Consider the following 15,821-nt stretch of genomic DNA (forward strand, 5'->3'; position numbering starts at 1 on the left):
TAATTAATTCCCCTCCTTATACTGTTTCCATGAACAGTGACTGTTTATTGAAATCTACTACCATTGTTTTTTCTGTTACAGAATCATCTTTTACTATGTATGATACATCTACTGCACCTGTTTTTAATATCTCAACTTCTTTAGATCCTCCAGTAGCATCTATAGCCTCCAATGTCACTCCGTAGGCAGTTTCAAAACCTGTGCTTCCATAAATACCACATTCATTACTAGAATTGATTCCTAGTGCTGTGTAAGCTTCCAGGTCTTGACCAGATGCTATTGTTGCAGATACAGTTTTTGCTGGGAAATTCCCACGCATAAATGACTTAAATTCTGTTGTAAAATTCATTAATTACCCCTCCTAGCATTTTGACTGAATACATTCATAATATCTTCTGATACTACCACTGGATTTTCTTCTGAAGGTAATTCACCTTCTTTATGGGCATCAATTACATTCTCTAAAGTTTCTGTGTGCGACTCTTTGGCATGTGATTGAAGTGTGTTGTAAGCTTTAAATTTGTCAGAGTTTACAATTTCAACCATTACCTCGTTTGCTTCTTTGCCATTCTCTCTTGCATTGTTGATGAAGTCAGAAATATCAAAATTTCCAAATTGATTTTGAAGTTTTTCAAGGTTTTCAATCCTTGTTCTTTCCTTTTGCTTTGAACTTGCAGATGCTTCATTAACTACTTGATTGTAAAGATCCGGGTGGCTCTCTTTTAGCTCTTTTAAATCCATGTTTTCCTCCTTTGAATTTTTGTTGTTGTTTTTTCTGGTTCTCAATAAGTTTAAAAACTTATTTTTCGGAAGCTCTTTGAAGGTGTTCATTACTCTCCCCCTCATAAAATTGTTGACTTCCTCTGTATCTGAATCCTCAGCTTTCAATGATAAAATTTCAGTTATAAACCCTGCATCAAAAGCTTCTTGAGAAGTTAACCAGGACTCTTCATCCATTTTATTCATTATTTCTTCCCGAGATAAAGTTGATTTACTTGCATATACATTTACAATTGTTTCTCTAATGGTATCCATAGTTTCAGCCTTTTTTCTAAAATCTTTGGCTTCTCCGCTGGACCATGACCACGGATTATGAATCATGAAAATAGCGTTTTCAGGCATGAGTATCTCATCTCCTGCCATTGCGATTACTGTCGCTGCACTTGCTGCCAAAGCATCTATTCTAACTATAACTTTTGCAGGATGATTTTTTAGAGAATTGTATATTGCTTGAGCTTCAAAGACATCTCCACCTGGACTATTAATTCTCACTAAAATTTCTTCTGCTTCTATTTTTTCTAGTTCCCTGCAGAAACTATTTGCAGATACATCTCCTTCCCAGCATGGGATATTTACAATCTCTCCAAATATTTTTATTTCCGAATTCTTCTCTGAACCTGTCTCACTGAAACACCAAAACTTATTATTCTTCATTACTCACCCCTTTGAGTTGCTGATTTTCAAGCAATAATTGTTTACTTACTTCCTCGAAATCGTTTCCTATGCTTCCTGCTTCTATTTCTCTATTGGATATACCCATTTTCACTCTTTCAGATGCTGCCCTGACCTCTTTATATGGATCTAAGCTGGATTTAGAAGGACCTACCCAATAGGCTCTTGAATAAGCAAGTCTTTTTCTATCGTTGTCCATGTATCCAGGCAAATGAATTTCTCCAAGGGATACCTGTTCTGTAAGCCATTCCTCATAGAAAGGCTGGCACATGTACATCTCAATGAGGCTTCTTTTTTTTAAAAAACCTTTCCAAGCTTCATCCAAGGCAGCTTTTGAAGCTGAGTAGTTTGATCCAAAAGAAGTCAATAGTACTTCCCTCGGAACTCCTATACCTGCACCTATTTCTGTGATTATTGCGTCTACGAAAGTTGAGTAATTCGCATTTGGTCTTCCGGGATTTGCTATTTCCACCTTTTCTCCAGGATTTAGCTTTACAATTCCACCTTTTTTCATACCCACGGTTTTATCTGGTAAATTATTATCTTTTTTATCCACACCTAAGTTTTTTAAAGGATCTGTATTTGCTTCTGTTGTAACAAACACCGTGTACATAGCACCGATAACTGCCGCCATGAGTTCACTTTCACTATATCTACTGTGTTGCTTTAAGGCGGATATAACAGGTGCTAAAAGTGGTACCCCTCTTCTCTGTCCGGGTCTTTCTGGCTCAAAAATATGATGTACAAGCCTGTTTCCATCATCCCCAAAAGCTTTTAATCTTATAGTTTCGGTTGTGTAATACATGTCTCCAGGATGTCTTTTTGCAACATAATAGGCTTCTAACTCACCGTTTGTATTAAATTCCACTCCATTTCTTATCAAATCCGTATCAACAGCATAAGGAGAAGTTATAAGGTCTCCTTCGATCACTCTAAGACAGAGTCTAGTTTTAACGCCTTTTCTTTTCTTATAGCAAGGGACTACTAAAGCATCTCCTGCTACAAGTGAGGTTATCAATGTTAAAGTTTGAAGAGTGTAAAAATTAAACATTCTGCTATAATCACAATTGGTGCTCTTGGCATAGAGATCAAACTTTCTTTTGATTTCTCTTTCTAGTTTTGCTGATTCTTCTTTCGTTATTCCTAATACATCTATATCTATATTTGGTTTGGCCTTCAGACCTGTTCCTATACCGTTAACATGGTATTTGTTAATAGCTGCCCTGGCTATAGGACTTGACATATACAAACGTCTCGTCCTAGCTCCAAGTGTGGCTCTATTATCGTCAATTTCTTCAGTGGGGGATCTGGAAATAGGCCAAAAATCCCAAAGAGCGGAATCGGTTATACTTGCACCTGAATCCACATAATTTTTATATTCCTGCTTAGCTTTTAGCCTGTCTTTAGCCGCTTTTGGACTAAAAAGATATATAGCTTTATCAACTATGCTTGGTTTTACATCGGAATTCCCCATGATGTCGTCGGCCCTCCTTCTCCTTTGATTTCTCTAACCTTTTTCTCCCAATATTGAATTGATTTTCTGATCTCCGGGAGGTCTGCTTTGGTTACTTTTCTGTTTTTATACTCGTACTCCTGAGCTCCTGTCAGTATCGCTTCCTCTGCTGATACTGCATTATCCAGCATCCTTTCAGCCGTTTCTAATGATATTGACATTTTTCACCTCCTTTCTAAGACATATTTATTCAAAGGTTCTCTCATCCTCTTGAGGAGACTGTCCTATGCTGTACCTTACCATTTCAAAGGCTGCCCTGGCATAGTTTCTTATATCCAACGCCTCATTTCTATCTCTGATTTTCTTCCAAACTATTGTCTTTCCATCGGCTTCTTTAACTTCTGAAGTCAGCATCTTGAAGTAGTCGGCTCCATAACCCCTTGAGAGATCTAAAGGAAAGTGACAGTATTTAGGTCCTGGAGTATCTATTTTTAAAGATGCGTAGGTCATATCTTTAAGTGCATTTACACCCAGTGAGAGGAGGTCTATCTTGTTACATTTAGTCCTTCTGAATCCGTTATGAACAGAAACACCTTCTCCCCCACGTCCTTTAATCCCGATGACTTTTAATTCCGCTATATTTTCATTTACGAAATCATAGGTTCGGTCAGTATGATGTCCTCCTGTATCAATGAAACTTAGAGATAATCTCTTTTTAGTTCCGTCTTCACCTTCAAATTCTCTTGCAAGGTAATTTTTTAAGTCGTTCCAAACATCATCAAGCTCTGGGTTTCCTGGGAAAATTTTATATTCTATTCCCCAGTTTTCTCCTTCTTGGTTCCATGCTACAACTTCTGTTTCTATTCTGTTATCCTGGACATCTATTCCTGCTGTAAGAATATCTGACCCTGCAGGTACTTCCGCTTTATAGTTCTCTCTTCTGTTATACAGTATTTCGTAATCTATAATTTCATTTAGATTTATTACAAATGGTAATCCCAGGGAAGTGTTCCAAAAGGTTATTAATCTTTCAGGATCATCCTTTACCTGCTTGTAATCATCTATAATCTCGTTCCATGTCTTCCATGGAGAGGCGAATTCATTTAGATGAAAACCTCTGTGGTCTTTTATATTTGGATTTTTAGATACCCATTTTCCGTTGAGTTGTTTCTCCTTTTTCCAGGCTCTCTCGTCATGATAAGAGCCACACTCTTCACACTCCATTACTACTTCGTTCAGGTCTTCCCATTTGATTCTTTCAAAATCTAGCTCGTTTAAATGTCCACAAGCCGGACAAGGTAGACACCAGACTTCCATACTGGATTCATTGTAAGATTTTTCTATCCTAGAAATACCCTGTATAGTAGGAGTTGATACCCTTATTTTTTTAGAATCCCAAAATGTAGTGGTTCTTTTCTCCACAAGTTCTAAAGGATCTCCTTCTTTCCCAGCACTTACTGGAAATCTGTCTATTTCATCAGCCAATACAATTTTTATAGGCCTTGAAGCTAGTGAACTAGGAGAGTTGGCACCTACAAACACTACATATCCTCCTGGAAAACTTTTTTTTGATACGGTGTTCCCGCTGTCTCTTTTCCTTGGGTTTTCAAAGATTCGTGCTAGTACAGGAGTGTCCCGAATCATCGGGGCTATTCTCTCCCGTGAATATGACTGAGCCATCTCTACGGTAGGCTGTATAAATATAATAGGCGAAGGGTCCAGGTGAGCATAGTAACCAAATACATTATTCAGTGTCTCGGACTTTCCAACCTGAGCCGATGTCATAAGAGTTGAAATTTTTATTTTCTTGTCAGCTATAGTTTCCAGTATTTCAATCATGTAAGGAGTGACCTCGGTTTTCCACTTACCAGGTTCAGCCGAACTCTCTTTTGAAAGCACTCTGAACCTGTCGGCCCACTGGTGAATAGTTAGGTTAGGCGGTGGAGCGAGTCTTTTGAGAATGGTTTTTAATAAATTTATAGTGTGATTATTGTTTATCTTCATTCTCGCCTCCAAAATGATTTTTTACCGTCTCTTCTGATAGTTCAGTCAATATATTGTTGATCTCTTCTTTGGTAATCTCTTCAATGTCTGCCCTGTTTGTTGCACCTATTAAGCTCTTCCCGAGCTTTCCTGGGAGTGATAGACATTTACTCCTGAATGCCATTATCATATCTAAAATAAATTCTTCTACAACCTTTGTTTCATGGAGCTGATTTCTACGTTCCATCAAATCCAGTTCCTTCATTTCCCTCTGGACTCTCTTGAGTTTCATACTCTCATCATTGGAACTCATATATCTCTGTACATTTGTAGCTATGTCATAATTCCCATCTTTGTCAGCTATAAGGATTTTCTTTTCTGTTAAGTTCCTGATACTCTTATGTGTGATCCCTAGAATTTCAGAGAGTTCCTTCTGATTTACGCTCAGCTCTTTCCCGAGTTTTGCCTGTTCGATATATTGCTTTACAGATTCTTCCAGATCATATTTTCCTTGGGAAATTTTTACACCAATTTCTCTTACTCTTCTTGCTGAAATCCCTAGAATTCGAGCTAATCTCTCATCTTTAACTTTTATCCTCATGCTCTACCCCTTATATTTGCTTAATTCTTTGGAAGTGGGAACTCCTGAAAAAATCCTGAATCAAGCCTTTTTTTGGGGTCTTCCGACCCGTTAAAAAAAATTTTAGTTTTACAGTACCTTTTTTAATCGAGCTCTATGTCATTTGCATCTCCAAGCTCTTTCTTGCTGATCTCATACTTGACCATCTCTTGGCGGTGGCTCAGGTTTTCTTCTGCACTCTTGATGTCATATAACTCTTTATCTATGTTATATAATTCCTTGATAGCAGCGGCTCGATTCTTAAGTGCTTCCTCTCTGGACTTCACAGTAGATACTCCAGCATCTAACAGGTACTCTCTTAGCTGAGTGGTAAGATTTTTATACTGGAGTTTAATTTTTACTCTGTCCTCTGCCACTTTAGTAATAAGTTTTTCGGACTCTATATTTCTTATTAGAGCTTTGGTTTTACCCTTCTTCCACTCTTCTCTTGACGACATGTTATATAAAGTACCTAAAGGGACCATGTACTCTATAGATAGATCTACTAGATCCTCACCAAACTCATATCTTTTTTTTATTTCATTTTTCTCTGTAGCAGATAATTTTTTATATCTTTCATTTGGCATATGAGGTCTCCTAGTCTGACTTAATAATTACTTAACGAATATAAGTAGGGTGCTCTTATTGTTATATAGAACTTTTTTATTAGTTTATAGAAAGTGTATTTTTAATCTAGACCATAGTTATTAAAGCCTAGAGAAAGAAATAGAGGTTTTTTTATTTCCTCAATAATTGAGATTATTGAGGAAAAATAAAATCCATCAAATAATTTAATTTTTCTAGATTATTATGATTGGATAGTCTTTTTTCTATTGTTTTTTTTTCTCGGTTTTTGTTCTTCTTTTCATGCTTGTCTACTATCTCGTATAAGAAGAGATAATCAAACAACCAATAATTTTCTGCCAAATGTCTATAGACGCCTTTTCTTTGTTTTTTTCCTATTTTTGCAGCTGAAGCATTTGATTTTTTATATGCTAAATACTCTGACTCTAAAGTTGGCTTAATATTTTCTTCGATGTAATTTACAGCTCTTTTGTAGACTATATTTTTTATGTAGTCCTTAAAAATTAACTCTATAACTCCATAATTTTCTGTTAAAGTGCTTAGTTTGTCATCAAGCTTATGTTTGCTCATTCTGTTCCTGTAACTTGCTCCTATGAGCTCTAATTCTATTCTAGTTATCATTTTATCTAATAATTTTTGATCATTGACTTGAGATGTTTTGCAATAAGCCTGAAAGCTGATTGTTTTCTTTGAGTAGAGAAAAGTATTGTCTTGATATATTTTTTTAAAGTTTTTATTCTTTCCACCATTGCTGATTTTTACAGAATTATCAAAACTTATGAAAAGAAGTGTAAGTGCTTCTATAAGCTCTTTTATATGAATGTCATAATTTTTATTTATTTCTACTGATCTAACCCTAGCGTCTGACAAATCCAATTCGATACCTTTTTTTCTCAAAATCTCAATTAATTTTATTATAGAATTCATAAGGTCTGTTTTGTCTGCATTGTAAATATTGTGGCTGTGTAAAATTTTATTTGGGTTAAAAATAAGTACCTGAAAATGAGTTGTTCTACCGTCAGAGTAAAATCTGGTGGAACTGTTTAGAGAAATCATCTCGTCGTCCAGGTAAAAAGATTCTTCGGTATAATAATCTGTTGTCTTTTCTGATTTCAAAAGCTGGGATCCGTCTTTAATTTTGAAATTATAAATAGATATCTTATCGAGACCTATTCTAAATATTTTATTTAAATCCAGTTCCATACTTTCCCGCCTTTACCCGTATATATTTTATTCTCAATGAAGGGGCTGATTGGTATTGTCTATTTTGACGCTTAAGCCAATCAAATCTAATACCCCTTTATCCAGAACAAAAAATAAAAGGTCCACAGATACAGACTATTACACCTGTACCAATGGACCTTGGGTCTCTATTTTCTATTTAATTTTATTTAATGTGCTACACTTTCTACACCGTATATAGGAGTCTGTGCCATTGCTTGAATAATCTGTATTCCCTGTTATTTTAACCCAGCCATCTTTGACAACAGCTAAAATACGTTCGCATTTTTTACATTTGATTTTTTTCATCTTTACTCCTTTAGTTATAGCTTATGCTCTTAATTTTGTCAAACTTTTTTTGAATATAAAAAATCCCTGAAATAAATCAGGGATAGTTTTTTTAGTTGCTTCCAAATTTTTTAGATGTAAGTATTGATTGTGTGCTCTCAGTATCGATTATATCGGCCATTCGCAAAGCGTGAGTGCTCAGTATCGTGTATTCAGCTTTTATTCTTTCTTGCAGATCTCTTAGTTGCTCTTCCAGATTCTTGATATTGTCTACACGTTCTTTTATCTCTCTTAGCCTTGGGTTGAACTCAATATTGTTGATAGATTCTATTACTTTGTAGTATTGCTCTTCACACTGGATAAAATATTTCCTAGCCTGTCTCCCCTTCTCGTTGTTCTCGATCATTGAGAGCTCTTTGGCCATGTTGAGAGTTATAATGTAATCCAGTTTATATCCTTTTTGAACCATAGAGTGCTTGTTGCCGTTAAATTTCACAACGACACCCGATTTGGTGTCGTTCCAAAGGGTAGTAAAGTCTAGGTTTTCTTCAAATTTGTATTTCTCAATTCTTTCCTTTATCCAACTTGTGAAAACTCTTTTTACTTCTAAAAACTCATGCAGTTCTCTTGCTGAGACCAGGCTATTTCCATACTTGTCTTTTTTTACTTTTACTAACATTTATGTCCACCTACTTTCATGGCTATCTCTATTGCCACTTTTTCTGATGTCACATAAATTTTGTCGCAAAGCCCTTTGATTGTTACTTCGATCATACCGTTTTCCAGAATTTTCATACTCATACTACTACCTCCTATTGAATTTATGAGGCAAATGCAGTATACTATACCTAGCGACGGTGTTAGTTTACTAGCATCTGCCCCTGTGAGTTTTTTCTAGACTTACAGGGGATTTTTTATTTCTTTTTACGGATAATAAGTTGTTGGTTTTCTTCATCTAAAATCAACTCTATTCCTTTTTCTTCCTTTGTAATGCCTAACTTTTCTAGCCATGGCTTAGGAAGAGTCAATCTAGTACCAGTACCATTACCGGCCTTGTAAAAAGAAATGGTCAAGTCTCTCTTTTCCAATTTAGCCTCCTTTTGTTCGCCCCTAATATAAATATAACCTGTTAGGGTCGGACTTGTCAAATGTTTTTTTAATTTACTTCATCTGCCTCATAAAATTCTATAGGAAAATCCCTGATTTATTTAGTTTTTAATGTCCTTGATTACTTCTTTTTATTTTTTCCTGTAAAATTTATCTTTAAAAGATGCATCCATATCAATTAACTGGGTAAATATAATGATTAGCATTCCAAATTCTTTTTCTCCCATCACCAGAATATAAATTCCATATAAGAATGTTATTAGTGACAATATCATGGTTAAAATTCTTTTGAGCTGTCTCTTATTTATCATAATAACCACTCTCGATTCTCTCAAGGGTGCGGTCAATTTTTCGCTTTATGATCTCTCTTATATCATCTCTGTAGGTTTCAAGTATGTTTTGGAACTGATGGTGAAGGCCGTGACTTTCCAGGGCATCTTTGAAGTGGCGACAATGATCGTCAAAGTCGTTCCTTATAGCTCCTTGAGAGTTCTCTATCATTTGCTGGGCAGTTATTATCCTGTCAGCTATCTCCTCTTTTGCTTCTTGAAGTCGCTTTTGACATGGGTCCATCACAAATCTTTGAAGGGAGAGAAGCAACTCAAATCCTTCGCACTTGGCCTGCTCGAGCTGATTTGCTCCTCCAAAATGAATATACACATTGCTGTTTTTATTTCTGTAAGCTGCCGTTATCATAAATCCCTCCCCAAAATATCTATTAGAACTGCACCATTTTTTAAGTTTGAAATAGTTGTATCTTTTTCTTCTATGATCTGCAAAAACTGTTTATGTGTCTTTAACTGGCTCTTTACTTCGAAATAGTCGTTATGAAGGACCTCATTTTCTTCTTCATTTATCAATTCTTCATACTCTTCTATTTCAAGTTGTGCTTCTGCATATTTGACTTCAAGCTTTTGATATTTTTCTGTGAGTTTGTCGAAGCAAGACTTTGGAACTGTTTCGCTAAGCCCTTCGTGATATGGATTGAGGTCTTCTAGCTGTTTTTTTAGGTCGTCAATGTGATTTTCTCTGTATCTCAAGGCTGTATTTAGCTCCCTGAGGTGTCTTTCGTGGCCCTCTGCATCTTTTTCTGTACCTGTGATCTTTCCTTGGAGAGACGATATAGTGTGGAGGTGTTTTTTATTGTTCTCTGAATACTCTTTGAGCTCTTTATTTTTAATATCCAGCTTTTTTTTTAACTGCTGGATTTCTTTTTCTTTTTCATCTATCACATCAAAGGCTTCTACCAGTGTGGGATCTTTCTTTACTGGTATCTCTTTTTTTACTAAGTTGGGTTTTCCTAGCTGGCCAAGCTGCTTCATTTTCTGAATTTTGCTATTGATCGCCGGAAGTGATACCCCTAGGTGTTCCGCCAGGTCTTTTCTTGATTTTTCAAAATTTTCTTTGATATAAGTTTCTTCTGCTGCTGTCCATGTTTTCCGCATTTTTCACCTCTTATGAAATATTATCGATGACTTGATATAGTATTTTTTAATCTTTTAATTGAAGTATTTTAAGTGCTATTTCCATCTTGCCTATGTCTGCCTGAGCTTGATTTTTTAAAGCTTTTTCCAAACTCTCGGCGGCTATTATTTTTAATTCTTCAAGCTTTTCATCTGATTTTTTCTTCATCGTTCCACCTCCTGAACTTTAAGCATGTGATAAACTGCTCCTCTACTCCTAAAAGCTTTATAGGGTCATTAAAACCTTGAGGACCAAGTTTTGAAATAAATTTACCATCAATTTTTCTGAGGTATCCCTCTTCTATTTCAAAAAAACAACTCAGAGTTTTAAACTCTACACTACAGCATTCTTCTGCAGAAAGTCCTGTTATGCCTGACACTTCCACACTTGTAAAATTTTCTTTAGTTTTAGATGCTTCATTTATGCCTTTTAAAACTTCAATATAAGTTTCTAGTTTCACTCTTTTACCTCCTGTATTTTTATATTTTTCAATTTTTCTAGCTGCTTTTTCTTGAACTTCCAGAATTTTCTGAGAGCTTCTATGTTTCCGATTCCATACTTCCTGAGGAGTGCTCTGTGTTCTCCAGGAGTTAGGAATTTACTCTGTTTTCCTAGGTCCTCAAGAAACTTCACTGTTTTTTCAAGAAGTTCTTTTTCAGAGCCATTCAATTTCTATCTCCCAGCCATTTTCAAAGGCATCTCTAGATAATTTTTCAAGGTCTTTGTCAAATCTGACACTGTCTAATTTTATTGATTTTATTTTGTTTAAGATTTTTAAAAAGTTTTCGAGATTAACTATATGTCCTATCATGTCACCCTCCTAATTGAAATCTATTTTTCGTAATAACCTATAAAAACAAACTGTTTTGTCTGTTTATCATAATCAAAATATGGTGGTATCACTGCATTTCTGTTGCTGAGTTTTCCTATTTTTAGATCAAATAATTTAGAATTTTTTTCTATGATTGTGACTCTTTCCCAGATTTTCATGTGTCCCTCCAAACTTAAAATTATAATCCTGTGTATTTTGATAATTTATCCCTATATTCAGTTACTACCGTATCAAACTCGAATGAATATTGTTCTGACAACTTATCAAATTTTTCTATTGGGTCGTTGCAGATCCCGATATCAAATTCATTTACGATAAGGTTTGCAATGTCTTTAATCCTCTTGGTAGCTTTTGATTTACTGAGATTTAATCTAACTTTAACAGGTTTTAAATCATAATTCATCTTGATGGCGTCTACTACAAATCCGGGTCCTTTGTTATTTGATACTACATAATTTACTACTTCGATAAGCCTTTTTGGTGTAGTGTCCAGCTTTTCAATGTTTTTTAATGTCCCATCAGGAACTTTGTAATTGATGGAATCTAATGTTTTTATTATTTCTTTTTTACCGAAGGAACTACCACCAAGGGAACCACTGTGACCGCTAGTAGTGGTTTTTCTTTTTAAGTAAGTATTATTAAGTAAGTATTTATATGTGGCATTTTCATTTTTCTGATTGTCTTTTAGATCAATGTTTTCGGTGCTTACAGAGTTTGACACAGGTGTGTCAACAGTGCAACCCACTGATTTTACTGGTTTAGATGGTGCTTTTGATTTTGGTTTTGACACAGGTGTGACAAGCTCAAACTCTTCCTCTTCTGTATCTACTGTTTTTATTGGCTCCAAGAGGGTAGAGGGGTGTGTCAAGCTATAAACGTTTGAAGTAAACTCACCATTTTTCTTTTTTCTGTTTAATTTTTTTATTAATCCAATGGAGATCATCTTGTCTATTGATCTTCTTGTTTTAACTTTGCATATTTCACCATTTTTATTTCTGATCTTGCATGCTTCTGCAATGACAGGATATGAAGGAAATGCAACCTCTCCATGATTGCTCTTTAGCTTTACCAAATACATGAAAATAATTCTCTCAGACATCTCTAAATCAAGATCCCATATCTCATTGGGGACCATTGTAAAGTTTGTATTCCAGGATACTTCTATTCTCGCGTCCATTAAATTCATCTCCTATGCAGGACCTTCCAGAGTCCTATTTTATTTTTATATTCTTATTTAAAAGCCCCGAAGGGCAACCCTGGAAGGCGGCCCATAGACTTTTGAATAAAGATATAAAGTGTTCTTTTGTGCCAGTGCCCCCTACATGCTATAATCGATTCACCACAAAACAATTAAACTCAAGGAGGCACTATGAAAAAATTACGTAATTTAAAATCTGCTATTTGTGAAAGCGGCCACATTCAAACTTCTGTTTTGGATTCTTTGGCAAGCATAGCTTCTCAAAAGGTTATTGATTTTCTGAAGTAGAATCGTTTTCTAATAACAAAGTGGAAATTCTTCCTATCATCCTAATTTCTTTATCCCTCATAGGTGTTTTTGTTTTAATACAGCTATAGAGCCTGACATATATAAAATCTATGGCTCTATCCTCTGTATCTTCCAAAGTTAAATATTTTTCAGTTACCTGGTCTTTCATCTGCGTCCCATCCTTTAATCGTTTTTTCATAAATTTTCTCTTCAAAAACGTAAAAGTGCTGGTTATATTTATGTCCGAACCAGCACGGACAACCGATTTTATTTTATTGAAGGAGTCCAGCCAAAGGCTGTAAAGACTCTACCGTTAGAGCCTCTTCGATACAGCTAAACAAGCGGAAGTTATAATTAAAAGGGGGACTAGAAATTATAATGGTGTTTAGCTGTATAGAGGAAGGTCCTAAGCTTTTAAATAACACCCATTGAAGAGGGGCAGAAGCCCCTCTTCTTTGTACTTTTATGTACAGGAATTATTCAAAAAAAATTACAGGGTCCAGTTCAAATTTTTCACATATAATCTTCAGCTGTTCTACGCTGAATGTTACCTTTCCCTCTTTTAAATTTTGAATATGATAAAAAAAGTTTTGCTTTGTAATGCCCAGCAACGGGTAGACTTCAGTGTATTTTATTCCCAGTTTTTTTTTAGAATCTATTAATTTTTTATACATATATTCACCTCTTAATTCATTGTACAACTTTGTACAATGAAAGTCAAAATTTTTTTTACTGATTTAAAAAAACTAAAAGCGAGGGGTTTTAATTTATATTTTTATTTTTTTCTTGAATTATATTATTTTATGTGGAAAACTTATGTAGATACGCCAATAAATAACTAAAGGGAGAGGATTTTATGAAAAAAATAATTTTAATGTTATTATTATGTATTAGTATCACTGTTTTAGCTGTCCCACAAGCATCTCCATGGGATAGTGTTACGTATGCAGTAAAAAATTATTTGAAGGATAATGCAAACGATCCTAAAAGCATTAAATATGTAGAATGCAGTTATATACTAAAACTCAGCAATGGAGGGTGGGCTCAACGAGTTAAATTCAGAGGTAAAAATGCTTATGGTGGGATGGTTCTTAATGAGTATGCTTTTTTGATATCTGGCGACGGAGACAGTGCTGTGGTTGTTTCGGCTGGTTCTATGGGTGAATTTAGTAAAGCTCTTTCATCGACAGGAATTAGTATAGTAGGATCGTATAATCATGAAGGAAAGAAAGTAGATTAGTAATAAAAAAAGAGCCCCGAAAGGGGCTAATCTTCCTTAAAGTATTTAAGTTTTAAAGAATTAAAAGAAATACCCTCTAATGATTTATCATCTGATATTTCTGCAAACTCAATGACTGTATTTATATTTCTAGCAATCCAACGGTCGTTAATAGTGCTTCCAATATCTGTAAATGCACCAAAAATTAATGCAATAATAGCTATTATAAAATTAATAGCTTCATGAGAAAGGAATCTCCATTTGACTAGTTTTTTAAGTTCTTCTCCTATATAAAATTCTTCACTTAAGTTCTTCAAAATGATTTTTTTATGTTTATTTTCAATTTTAATTTTTATAATACTAGAACCACTAACATCTCTAAATGGCTGAAAGACATATTTAACTTCAGAATTCTTTGGATCTTTCATGATCTCAATCATTTCTTCTTCTAGTAGGTATCCTACCAGTTTAATTATCTCGTAACATTGAATTTTTCTTTTTTGATAATATTCTGAATAATCTTTGTCAGAAACACTTAAGGTACACTCGCTAGAAGTAAGTTTTAGAGAAGTATTTGGGATATGTTTTGTAAACACCTCTTTAATTAAGTCTTCCAACGTAAAATCATTGATCGATGGGCGGTATTTAATTATTGTCTTCATTATTTTTTTTTGAAATTTCGAATATTTCATAATAATTTATCCTATGAGTCTTTTAGAAATTTTTTCAAAATCTTCATCCGATTGAATATAGAAAGTATCAACACTAGTTATTTCACTTATATCAAGAGTCTCCAAATTTTCTCCTACATATTCCTCGTTTAATTTACTCTTTCTATTATCTATCACAACAAGTATCTTGTCCTGCGCTCTCTTTTCTTTAAAGATTATTCTTAAATCTCTTAAAGCTTCCAATAAATGTAACTTCGAATTTATTCCCGCAAGAATTATTTTATCACTTTCAAAATACAGATTTTTACTAGAAAATGTTTTTTTATGTTCTGTTGTTTTTTTTATAGCTTTAAACTTATAACCTTTATGCTTTTTTTGAAAATTATTAAGAAAATTTTGGATTTCAGTTCTAAAAGCTTCGCCTCTTTGACTTTCTTTGACATTACTCAAAATATAATCAGATATGTAATTATAGTATCTTGTTGTAGAAAGTATATACCTTAAAATAATTTCATCAAAATTTTCATCAAATTCCTCTTTACTAACCCTTTTTTCCATAAGTAAAGAGTGATTAATATTATAACTTTCAAGATGTTCTTTAACCAGTTTTTCAAACTTGGGTGTATCTGGAATTAAATATTCTTTCCTTAATTTATCTGTGGAATAAATATTACTTAAAGAAGTTTCCCAATTTTTATAATGATCATTTTTTATTATAACGTCCTCTTCCTGGAAATCAATTATTAACTCCAAGGTATCGCCACTATTGAAAAAATAAGGGAGTCCTATTTCTATTCTGTTTTGATTCTTTTCAATGAATGTGTAGCCCAGAATTAGATTTTGAATTCTTTTCAAAATTTCCATAATTCCCCTCCTTTTTCTTTCGGTGTAGACATTAATTTAATGTTATCTTTTTTCACAGTAACCTTAGTATACTTGTGGGCATTCAAAAAATCAACTATTATTTGTCTGGTTTCTTTTTTATTGTTTATTAGCATTTTTTCTATCTCTTGAGACTCGCGATCTATAGCTTTTGTTTCATAGTCAGGTAGAACTCTGATGTCTTCCCACGTTTCTTTTGCCTCGTGTATTTTAATTTTCCACCACTTATTATGATTTCCTTTATTCCTTCTGAATACTCCTCTGTCCCTCTCGTAAGATATATATATATTAAAATTTGTATCATTTTTAATATCATAGTGTTGAATAGTAATCTTACTATCCAGCAGATCTCCTTGAGAATCATAGTTAGTTATGAATGCTCGATCTAGAGGAAATGAATTTTTTGTTGTTAGTGGAATTTCAAATAATTCTTTCTTTCCTTTTTCTATATGAAAAGCTTCCCTTTTTTTTTTGCAAGGGATTATCCCCTTTTTTTTAGTATACGTTATATCTATTTTTTCACTTTTTTGAAATTGAATATATCTCAAGCTGCAATACC

Annotated in this window: 26 protein-coding genes; 1 reads left to right on the forward strand and 25 read right to left on the reverse strand. The window is 34.1% G+C overall.

The features are described from left to right. Positions 1-16: 16 nt before the first annotated feature. From ILYOP_RS09955 to ILYOP_RS10035, 22 genes are all read right to left on the reverse strand, one after another. Positions 17-349: a head decoration protein gene (locus ILYOP_RS09955; RefSeq protein ID WP_013388381.1), complete on the reverse strand. Its 333-nt coding sequence runs from the start codon at positions 347-349 to the stop codon at positions 17-19. Next, positions 349-1,434, reverse strand: a complete 1,086-nt coding sequence (locus ILYOP_RS15235; RefSeq protein ID WP_013388382.1) for a head maturation protease, ClpP-related — start codon at positions 1,432-1,434, stop codon at positions 349-351. Before ILYOP_RS15235 ends, ILYOP_RS09955 begins: the two co-directional genes overlap by 1 nt. Continuing rightward, complete coding sequence (locus ILYOP_RS09965) at positions 1,424-2,926, reverse strand: phage portal protein (protein WP_013388383.1); 1,503 nt, start codon at positions 2,924-2,926, stop codon at positions 1,424-1,426. Before ILYOP_RS09965 ends, ILYOP_RS15235 begins: the two co-directional genes overlap by 11 nt. Then, on the reverse strand, positions 2,908-3,126 hold the full coding sequence (locus tag ILYOP_RS09970) for a hypothetical protein (RefSeq protein ID WP_013388384.1): 219 nt from the start codon (positions 3,124-3,126) through the stop codon (positions 2,908-2,910). The genes ILYOP_RS09965 and ILYOP_RS09970 overlap by 19 nt, the downstream gene beginning before the upstream one ends. Positions 3,127-3,151: 25 nt before the next feature. After that, positions 3,152-4,909 carry a phage terminase large subunit family protein gene (locus ILYOP_RS09975; RefSeq protein ID WP_013388385.1) on the reverse strand — a complete coding sequence of 586 codons (1,758 nt, stop codon included), beginning with the start codon at positions 4,907-4,909 and terminating at the stop codon, positions 3,152-3,154. Next, complete coding sequence (locus ILYOP_RS09980) at positions 4,893-5,489, reverse strand: hypothetical protein (protein WP_013388386.1); 597 nt, start codon at positions 5,487-5,489, stop codon at positions 4,893-4,895. The genes ILYOP_RS09975 and ILYOP_RS09980 overlap by 17 nt, the downstream gene beginning before the upstream one ends. Positions 5,490-5,611: 122 nt before the next feature. Continuing rightward, a complete protein-coding gene (locus tag ILYOP_RS09985; RefSeq protein ID WP_013388387.1) occupies positions 5,612-6,094 on the reverse strand; it encodes a hypothetical protein in 483 nt (160 codons plus the stop codon). Between the two features lie 172 nt (positions 6,095-6,266). Continuing rightward, positions 6,267-7,295: a hypothetical protein gene (locus ILYOP_RS09990; RefSeq protein ID WP_013388388.1), complete on the reverse strand. Its 1,029-nt coding sequence runs from the start codon at positions 7,293-7,295 to the stop codon at positions 6,267-6,269. Positions 7,296-7,713: 418 nt separating this feature from the next. Next, a complete protein-coding gene (locus ILYOP_RS09995; RefSeq protein WP_013388389.1) occupies positions 7,714-8,280 on the reverse strand; it encodes an antA/AntB antirepressor family protein in 567 nt (188 codons plus the stop codon). Continuing rightward, the gene (locus ILYOP_RS16150; protein WP_013388390.1) at positions 8,274-8,402 is read right to left on the reverse strand and encodes a hypothetical protein; all 129 of its coding nucleotides are present in this window, start codon (positions 8,400-8,402) and stop codon (positions 8,274-8,276) included. The genes ILYOP_RS09995 and ILYOP_RS16150 overlap by 7 nt, the downstream gene beginning before the upstream one ends. A 113-nt stretch (positions 8,403-8,515) precedes the next feature. After that, positions 8,516-8,689 (reverse strand): AbrB/MazE/SpoVT family DNA-binding domain-containing protein, encoded by a 174-nt coding sequence (locus tag ILYOP_RS15645; protein ID WP_013388391.1) that lies wholly within the window; start codon positions 8,687-8,689, stop codon positions 8,516-8,518. A 150-nt stretch (positions 8,690-8,839) separates the two neighbouring features. Further along, positions 8,840-9,019: a hypothetical protein gene (locus tag ILYOP_RS10000; RefSeq protein ID WP_041921273.1), complete on the reverse strand. Its 180-nt coding sequence runs from the start codon at positions 9,017-9,019 to the stop codon at positions 8,840-8,842. Then, positions 9,009-9,404 (reverse strand): hypothetical protein, encoded by a 396-nt coding sequence (locus ILYOP_RS10005; RefSeq protein ID WP_013388392.1) that lies wholly within the window; start codon positions 9,402-9,404, stop codon positions 9,009-9,011. Before ILYOP_RS10005 ends, ILYOP_RS10000 begins: the two co-directional genes overlap by 11 nt. After that, positions 9,401-10,153 (reverse strand): V-type ATP synthase subunit I domain-containing protein, encoded by a 753-nt coding sequence (locus ILYOP_RS10010; RefSeq protein ID WP_013388393.1) that lies wholly within the window; start codon positions 10,151-10,153, stop codon positions 9,401-9,403. Before ILYOP_RS10010 ends, ILYOP_RS10005 begins: the two co-directional genes overlap by 4 nt. A 46-nt stretch (positions 10,154-10,199) precedes the next feature. After that, positions 10,200-10,340: a hypothetical protein gene (locus ILYOP_RS15840; RefSeq protein ID WP_013388394.1), complete on the reverse strand. Its 141-nt coding sequence runs from the start codon at positions 10,338-10,340 to the stop codon at positions 10,200-10,202. Continuing rightward, the gene (locus tag ILYOP_RS10015) at positions 10,321-10,632 is read right to left on the reverse strand and encodes a hypothetical protein (protein WP_013388395.1); all 312 of its coding nucleotides are present in this window, start codon (positions 10,630-10,632) and stop codon (positions 10,321-10,323) included. Before ILYOP_RS10015 ends, ILYOP_RS15840 begins: the two co-directional genes overlap by 20 nt. After that, entirely contained in the window at positions 10,629-10,841 is a 213-nt protein-coding gene (locus tag ILYOP_RS10020) for a hypothetical protein (protein WP_013388396.1), read from the reverse strand. Before ILYOP_RS10020 ends, ILYOP_RS10015 begins: the two co-directional genes overlap by 4 nt. After that, a complete protein-coding gene (locus ILYOP_RS15845; RefSeq protein ID WP_013388397.1) occupies positions 10,828-10,983 on the reverse strand; it encodes a hypothetical protein in 156 nt (51 codons plus the stop codon). Before ILYOP_RS15845 ends, ILYOP_RS10020 begins: the two co-directional genes overlap by 14 nt. 20 nt (positions 10,984-11,003) lie before the next feature. Next, positions 11,004-11,162, reverse strand: coding sequence for a hypothetical protein (locus tag ILYOP_RS15850; RefSeq protein WP_013388398.1), 159 nt, complete (start codon positions 11,160-11,162; stop codon positions 11,004-11,006). Between the two features lie 20 nt (positions 11,163-11,182). Then, positions 11,183-12,181, reverse strand: a complete 999-nt coding sequence (locus tag ILYOP_RS10025) for a helix-turn-helix domain-containing protein (RefSeq protein WP_013388399.1) — start codon at positions 12,179-12,181, stop codon at positions 11,183-11,185. A 289-nt stretch (positions 12,182-12,470) separates the two neighbouring features. Next, on the reverse strand, positions 12,471-12,689 hold the full coding sequence (locus tag ILYOP_RS10030; RefSeq protein ID WP_148223706.1) for a hypothetical protein: 219 nt from the start codon (positions 12,687-12,689) through the stop codon (positions 12,471-12,473). A 277-nt stretch (positions 12,690-12,966) separates the two neighbouring features. After that, positions 12,967-13,164, reverse strand: a complete 198-nt coding sequence (locus tag ILYOP_RS10035; RefSeq protein ID WP_013388401.1) for a helix-turn-helix transcriptional regulator — start codon at positions 13,162-13,164, stop codon at positions 12,967-12,969. A 200-nt stretch (positions 13,165-13,364) separates the two neighbouring features. On the opposite strand from ILYOP_RS10035, the gene ILYOP_RS10040 reads away from it, so the two are divergent. Next, positions 13,365-13,730: a hypothetical protein gene (locus ILYOP_RS10040; RefSeq protein ID WP_245546526.1), complete on the forward strand. Its 366-nt coding sequence runs from the start codon at positions 13,365-13,367 to the stop codon at positions 13,728-13,730. Positions 13,731-13,756: 26 nt separating this feature from the next. Here ILYOP_RS10040 and ILYOP_RS10045 read toward each other — a convergent pair whose 3' ends face one another. Genes ILYOP_RS10045 through ILYOP_RS10055 form a run of 3 tightly spaced genes read right to left on the reverse strand, consistent with a single transcriptional unit; the run spans position 13,757 to position 15,810 of the window. Beyond that, a complete protein-coding gene (locus ILYOP_RS10045; RefSeq protein WP_222838884.1) occupies positions 13,757-14,371 on the reverse strand; it encodes a hypothetical protein in 615 nt (204 codons plus the stop codon). A gap of 36 nt (positions 14,372-14,407) precedes the next feature. Beyond that, positions 14,408-15,244: a hypothetical protein gene (locus tag ILYOP_RS10050; RefSeq protein ID WP_013388404.1), complete on the reverse strand. Its 837-nt coding sequence runs from the start codon at positions 15,242-15,244 to the stop codon at positions 14,408-14,410. Beyond that, complete coding sequence (locus ILYOP_RS10055; protein ID WP_013388405.1) at positions 15,232-15,810, reverse strand: hypothetical protein; 579 nt, start codon at positions 15,808-15,810, stop codon at positions 15,232-15,234. The genes ILYOP_RS10050 and ILYOP_RS10055 overlap by 13 nt, the downstream gene beginning before the upstream one ends. Between the last annotated feature and the right edge of the window lie 11 nt (positions 15,811-15,821).

The organism is Ilyobacter polytropus DSM 2926, assembly GCF_000165505.1.
Classification (GTDB): Bacteria; Fusobacteriota; Fusobacteriia; order Fusobacteriales; family Fusobacteriaceae; genus Ilyobacter; species Ilyobacter polytropus.

Coding starts and splice junctions, on each gene's coding strand:
- ILYOP_RS09970 (WP_013388384.1), bottom strand. CDS start 3,126: ATGTCAATATCATTAGAAACGGCTGAAAGGATGCTGGATAATGCAGTA.
- ILYOP_RS15845 (WP_013388397.1), bottom strand. CDS start 10,983: ATGATAGGACATATAGTTAATCTCGAAAACTTTTTAAAAATCTTAAAC.
- ILYOP_RS09980 (WP_013388386.1), bottom strand. CDS start 5,489: ATGAGGATAAAAGTTAAAGATGAGAGATTAGCTCGAATTCTAGGGATT.
- ILYOP_RS10045 (WP_222838884.1), bottom strand. CDS start 14,371: ATGAAGACAATAATTAAATACCGCCCATCGATCAATGATTTTACGTTG.
- ILYOP_RS16150 (WP_013388390.1), bottom strand. CDS start 8,402: ATGAGTATGAAAATTCTGGAAAACGGTATGATCGAAGTAACAATCAAA.
- ILYOP_RS09965 (WP_013388383.1), bottom strand. CDS start 2,926: ATGGGGAATTCCGATGTAAAACCAAGCATAGTTGATAAAGCTATATAT.
- ILYOP_RS15850 (WP_013388398.1), bottom strand. CDS start 11,162: ATGAAAATCTGGGAAAGAGTCACAATCATAGAAAAAAATTCTAAATTA.
- ILYOP_RS10050 (WP_013388404.1), bottom strand. CDS start 15,244: ATGGAAATTTTGAAAAGAATTCAAAATCTAATTCTGGGCTACACATTC.
- ILYOP_RS10005 (WP_013388392.1), bottom strand. CDS start 9,404: ATGATAACGGCAGCTTACAGAAATAAAAACAGCAATGTGTATATTCAT.
- ILYOP_RS10025 (WP_013388399.1), bottom strand. CDS start 12,181: ATGGACGCGAGAATAGAAGTATCCTGGAATACAAACTTTACAATGGTC.
- ILYOP_RS10035 (WP_013388401.1), bottom strand. CDS start 13,164: ATGTATAAAAAATTAATAGATTCTAAAAAAAAACTGGGAATAAAATAC.
- ILYOP_RS10030 (WP_148223706.1), bottom strand. CDS start 12,689: ATGAAAAAACGATTAAAGGATGGGACGCAGATGAAAGACCAGGTAACT.
- ILYOP_RS09990 (WP_013388388.1), bottom strand. CDS start 7,295: ATGGAACTGGATTTAAATAAAATATTTAGAATAGGTCTCGATAAGATA.
- ILYOP_RS10000 (WP_041921273.1), bottom strand. CDS start 9,019: ATGATAAATAAGAGACAGCTCAAAAGAATTTTAACCATGATATTGTCA.
- ILYOP_RS10010 (WP_013388393.1), bottom strand. CDS start 10,153: ATGCGGAAAACATGGACAGCAGCAGAAGAAACTTATATCAAAGAAAAT.
- ILYOP_RS09955 (WP_013388381.1), bottom strand. CDS start 349: ATGAATTTTACAACAGAATTTAAGTCATTTATGCGTGGGAATTTCCCA.
- ILYOP_RS15235 (WP_013388382.1), bottom strand. CDS start 1,434: ATGAAGAATAATAAGTTTTGGTGTTTCAGTGAGACAGGTTCAGAGAAG.
- ILYOP_RS10040 (WP_245546526.1), top strand. CDS start 13,365: ATGTTATTATTATGTATTAGTATCACTGTTTTAGCTGTCCCACAAGCA.
- ILYOP_RS09995 (WP_013388389.1), bottom strand. CDS start 8,280: ATGTTAGTAAAAGTAAAAAAAGACAAGTATGGAAATAGCCTGGTCTCA.
- ILYOP_RS09975 (WP_013388385.1), bottom strand. CDS start 4,909: ATGAAGATAAACAATAATCACACTATAAATTTATTAAAAACCATTCTC.
- ILYOP_RS15840 (WP_013388394.1), bottom strand. CDS start 10,340: ATGAAGAAAAAATCAGATGAAAAGCTTGAAGAATTAAAAATAATAGCC.
- ILYOP_RS09985 (WP_013388387.1), bottom strand. CDS start 6,094: ATGCCAAATGAAAGATATAAAAAATTATCTGCTACAGAGAAAAATGAA.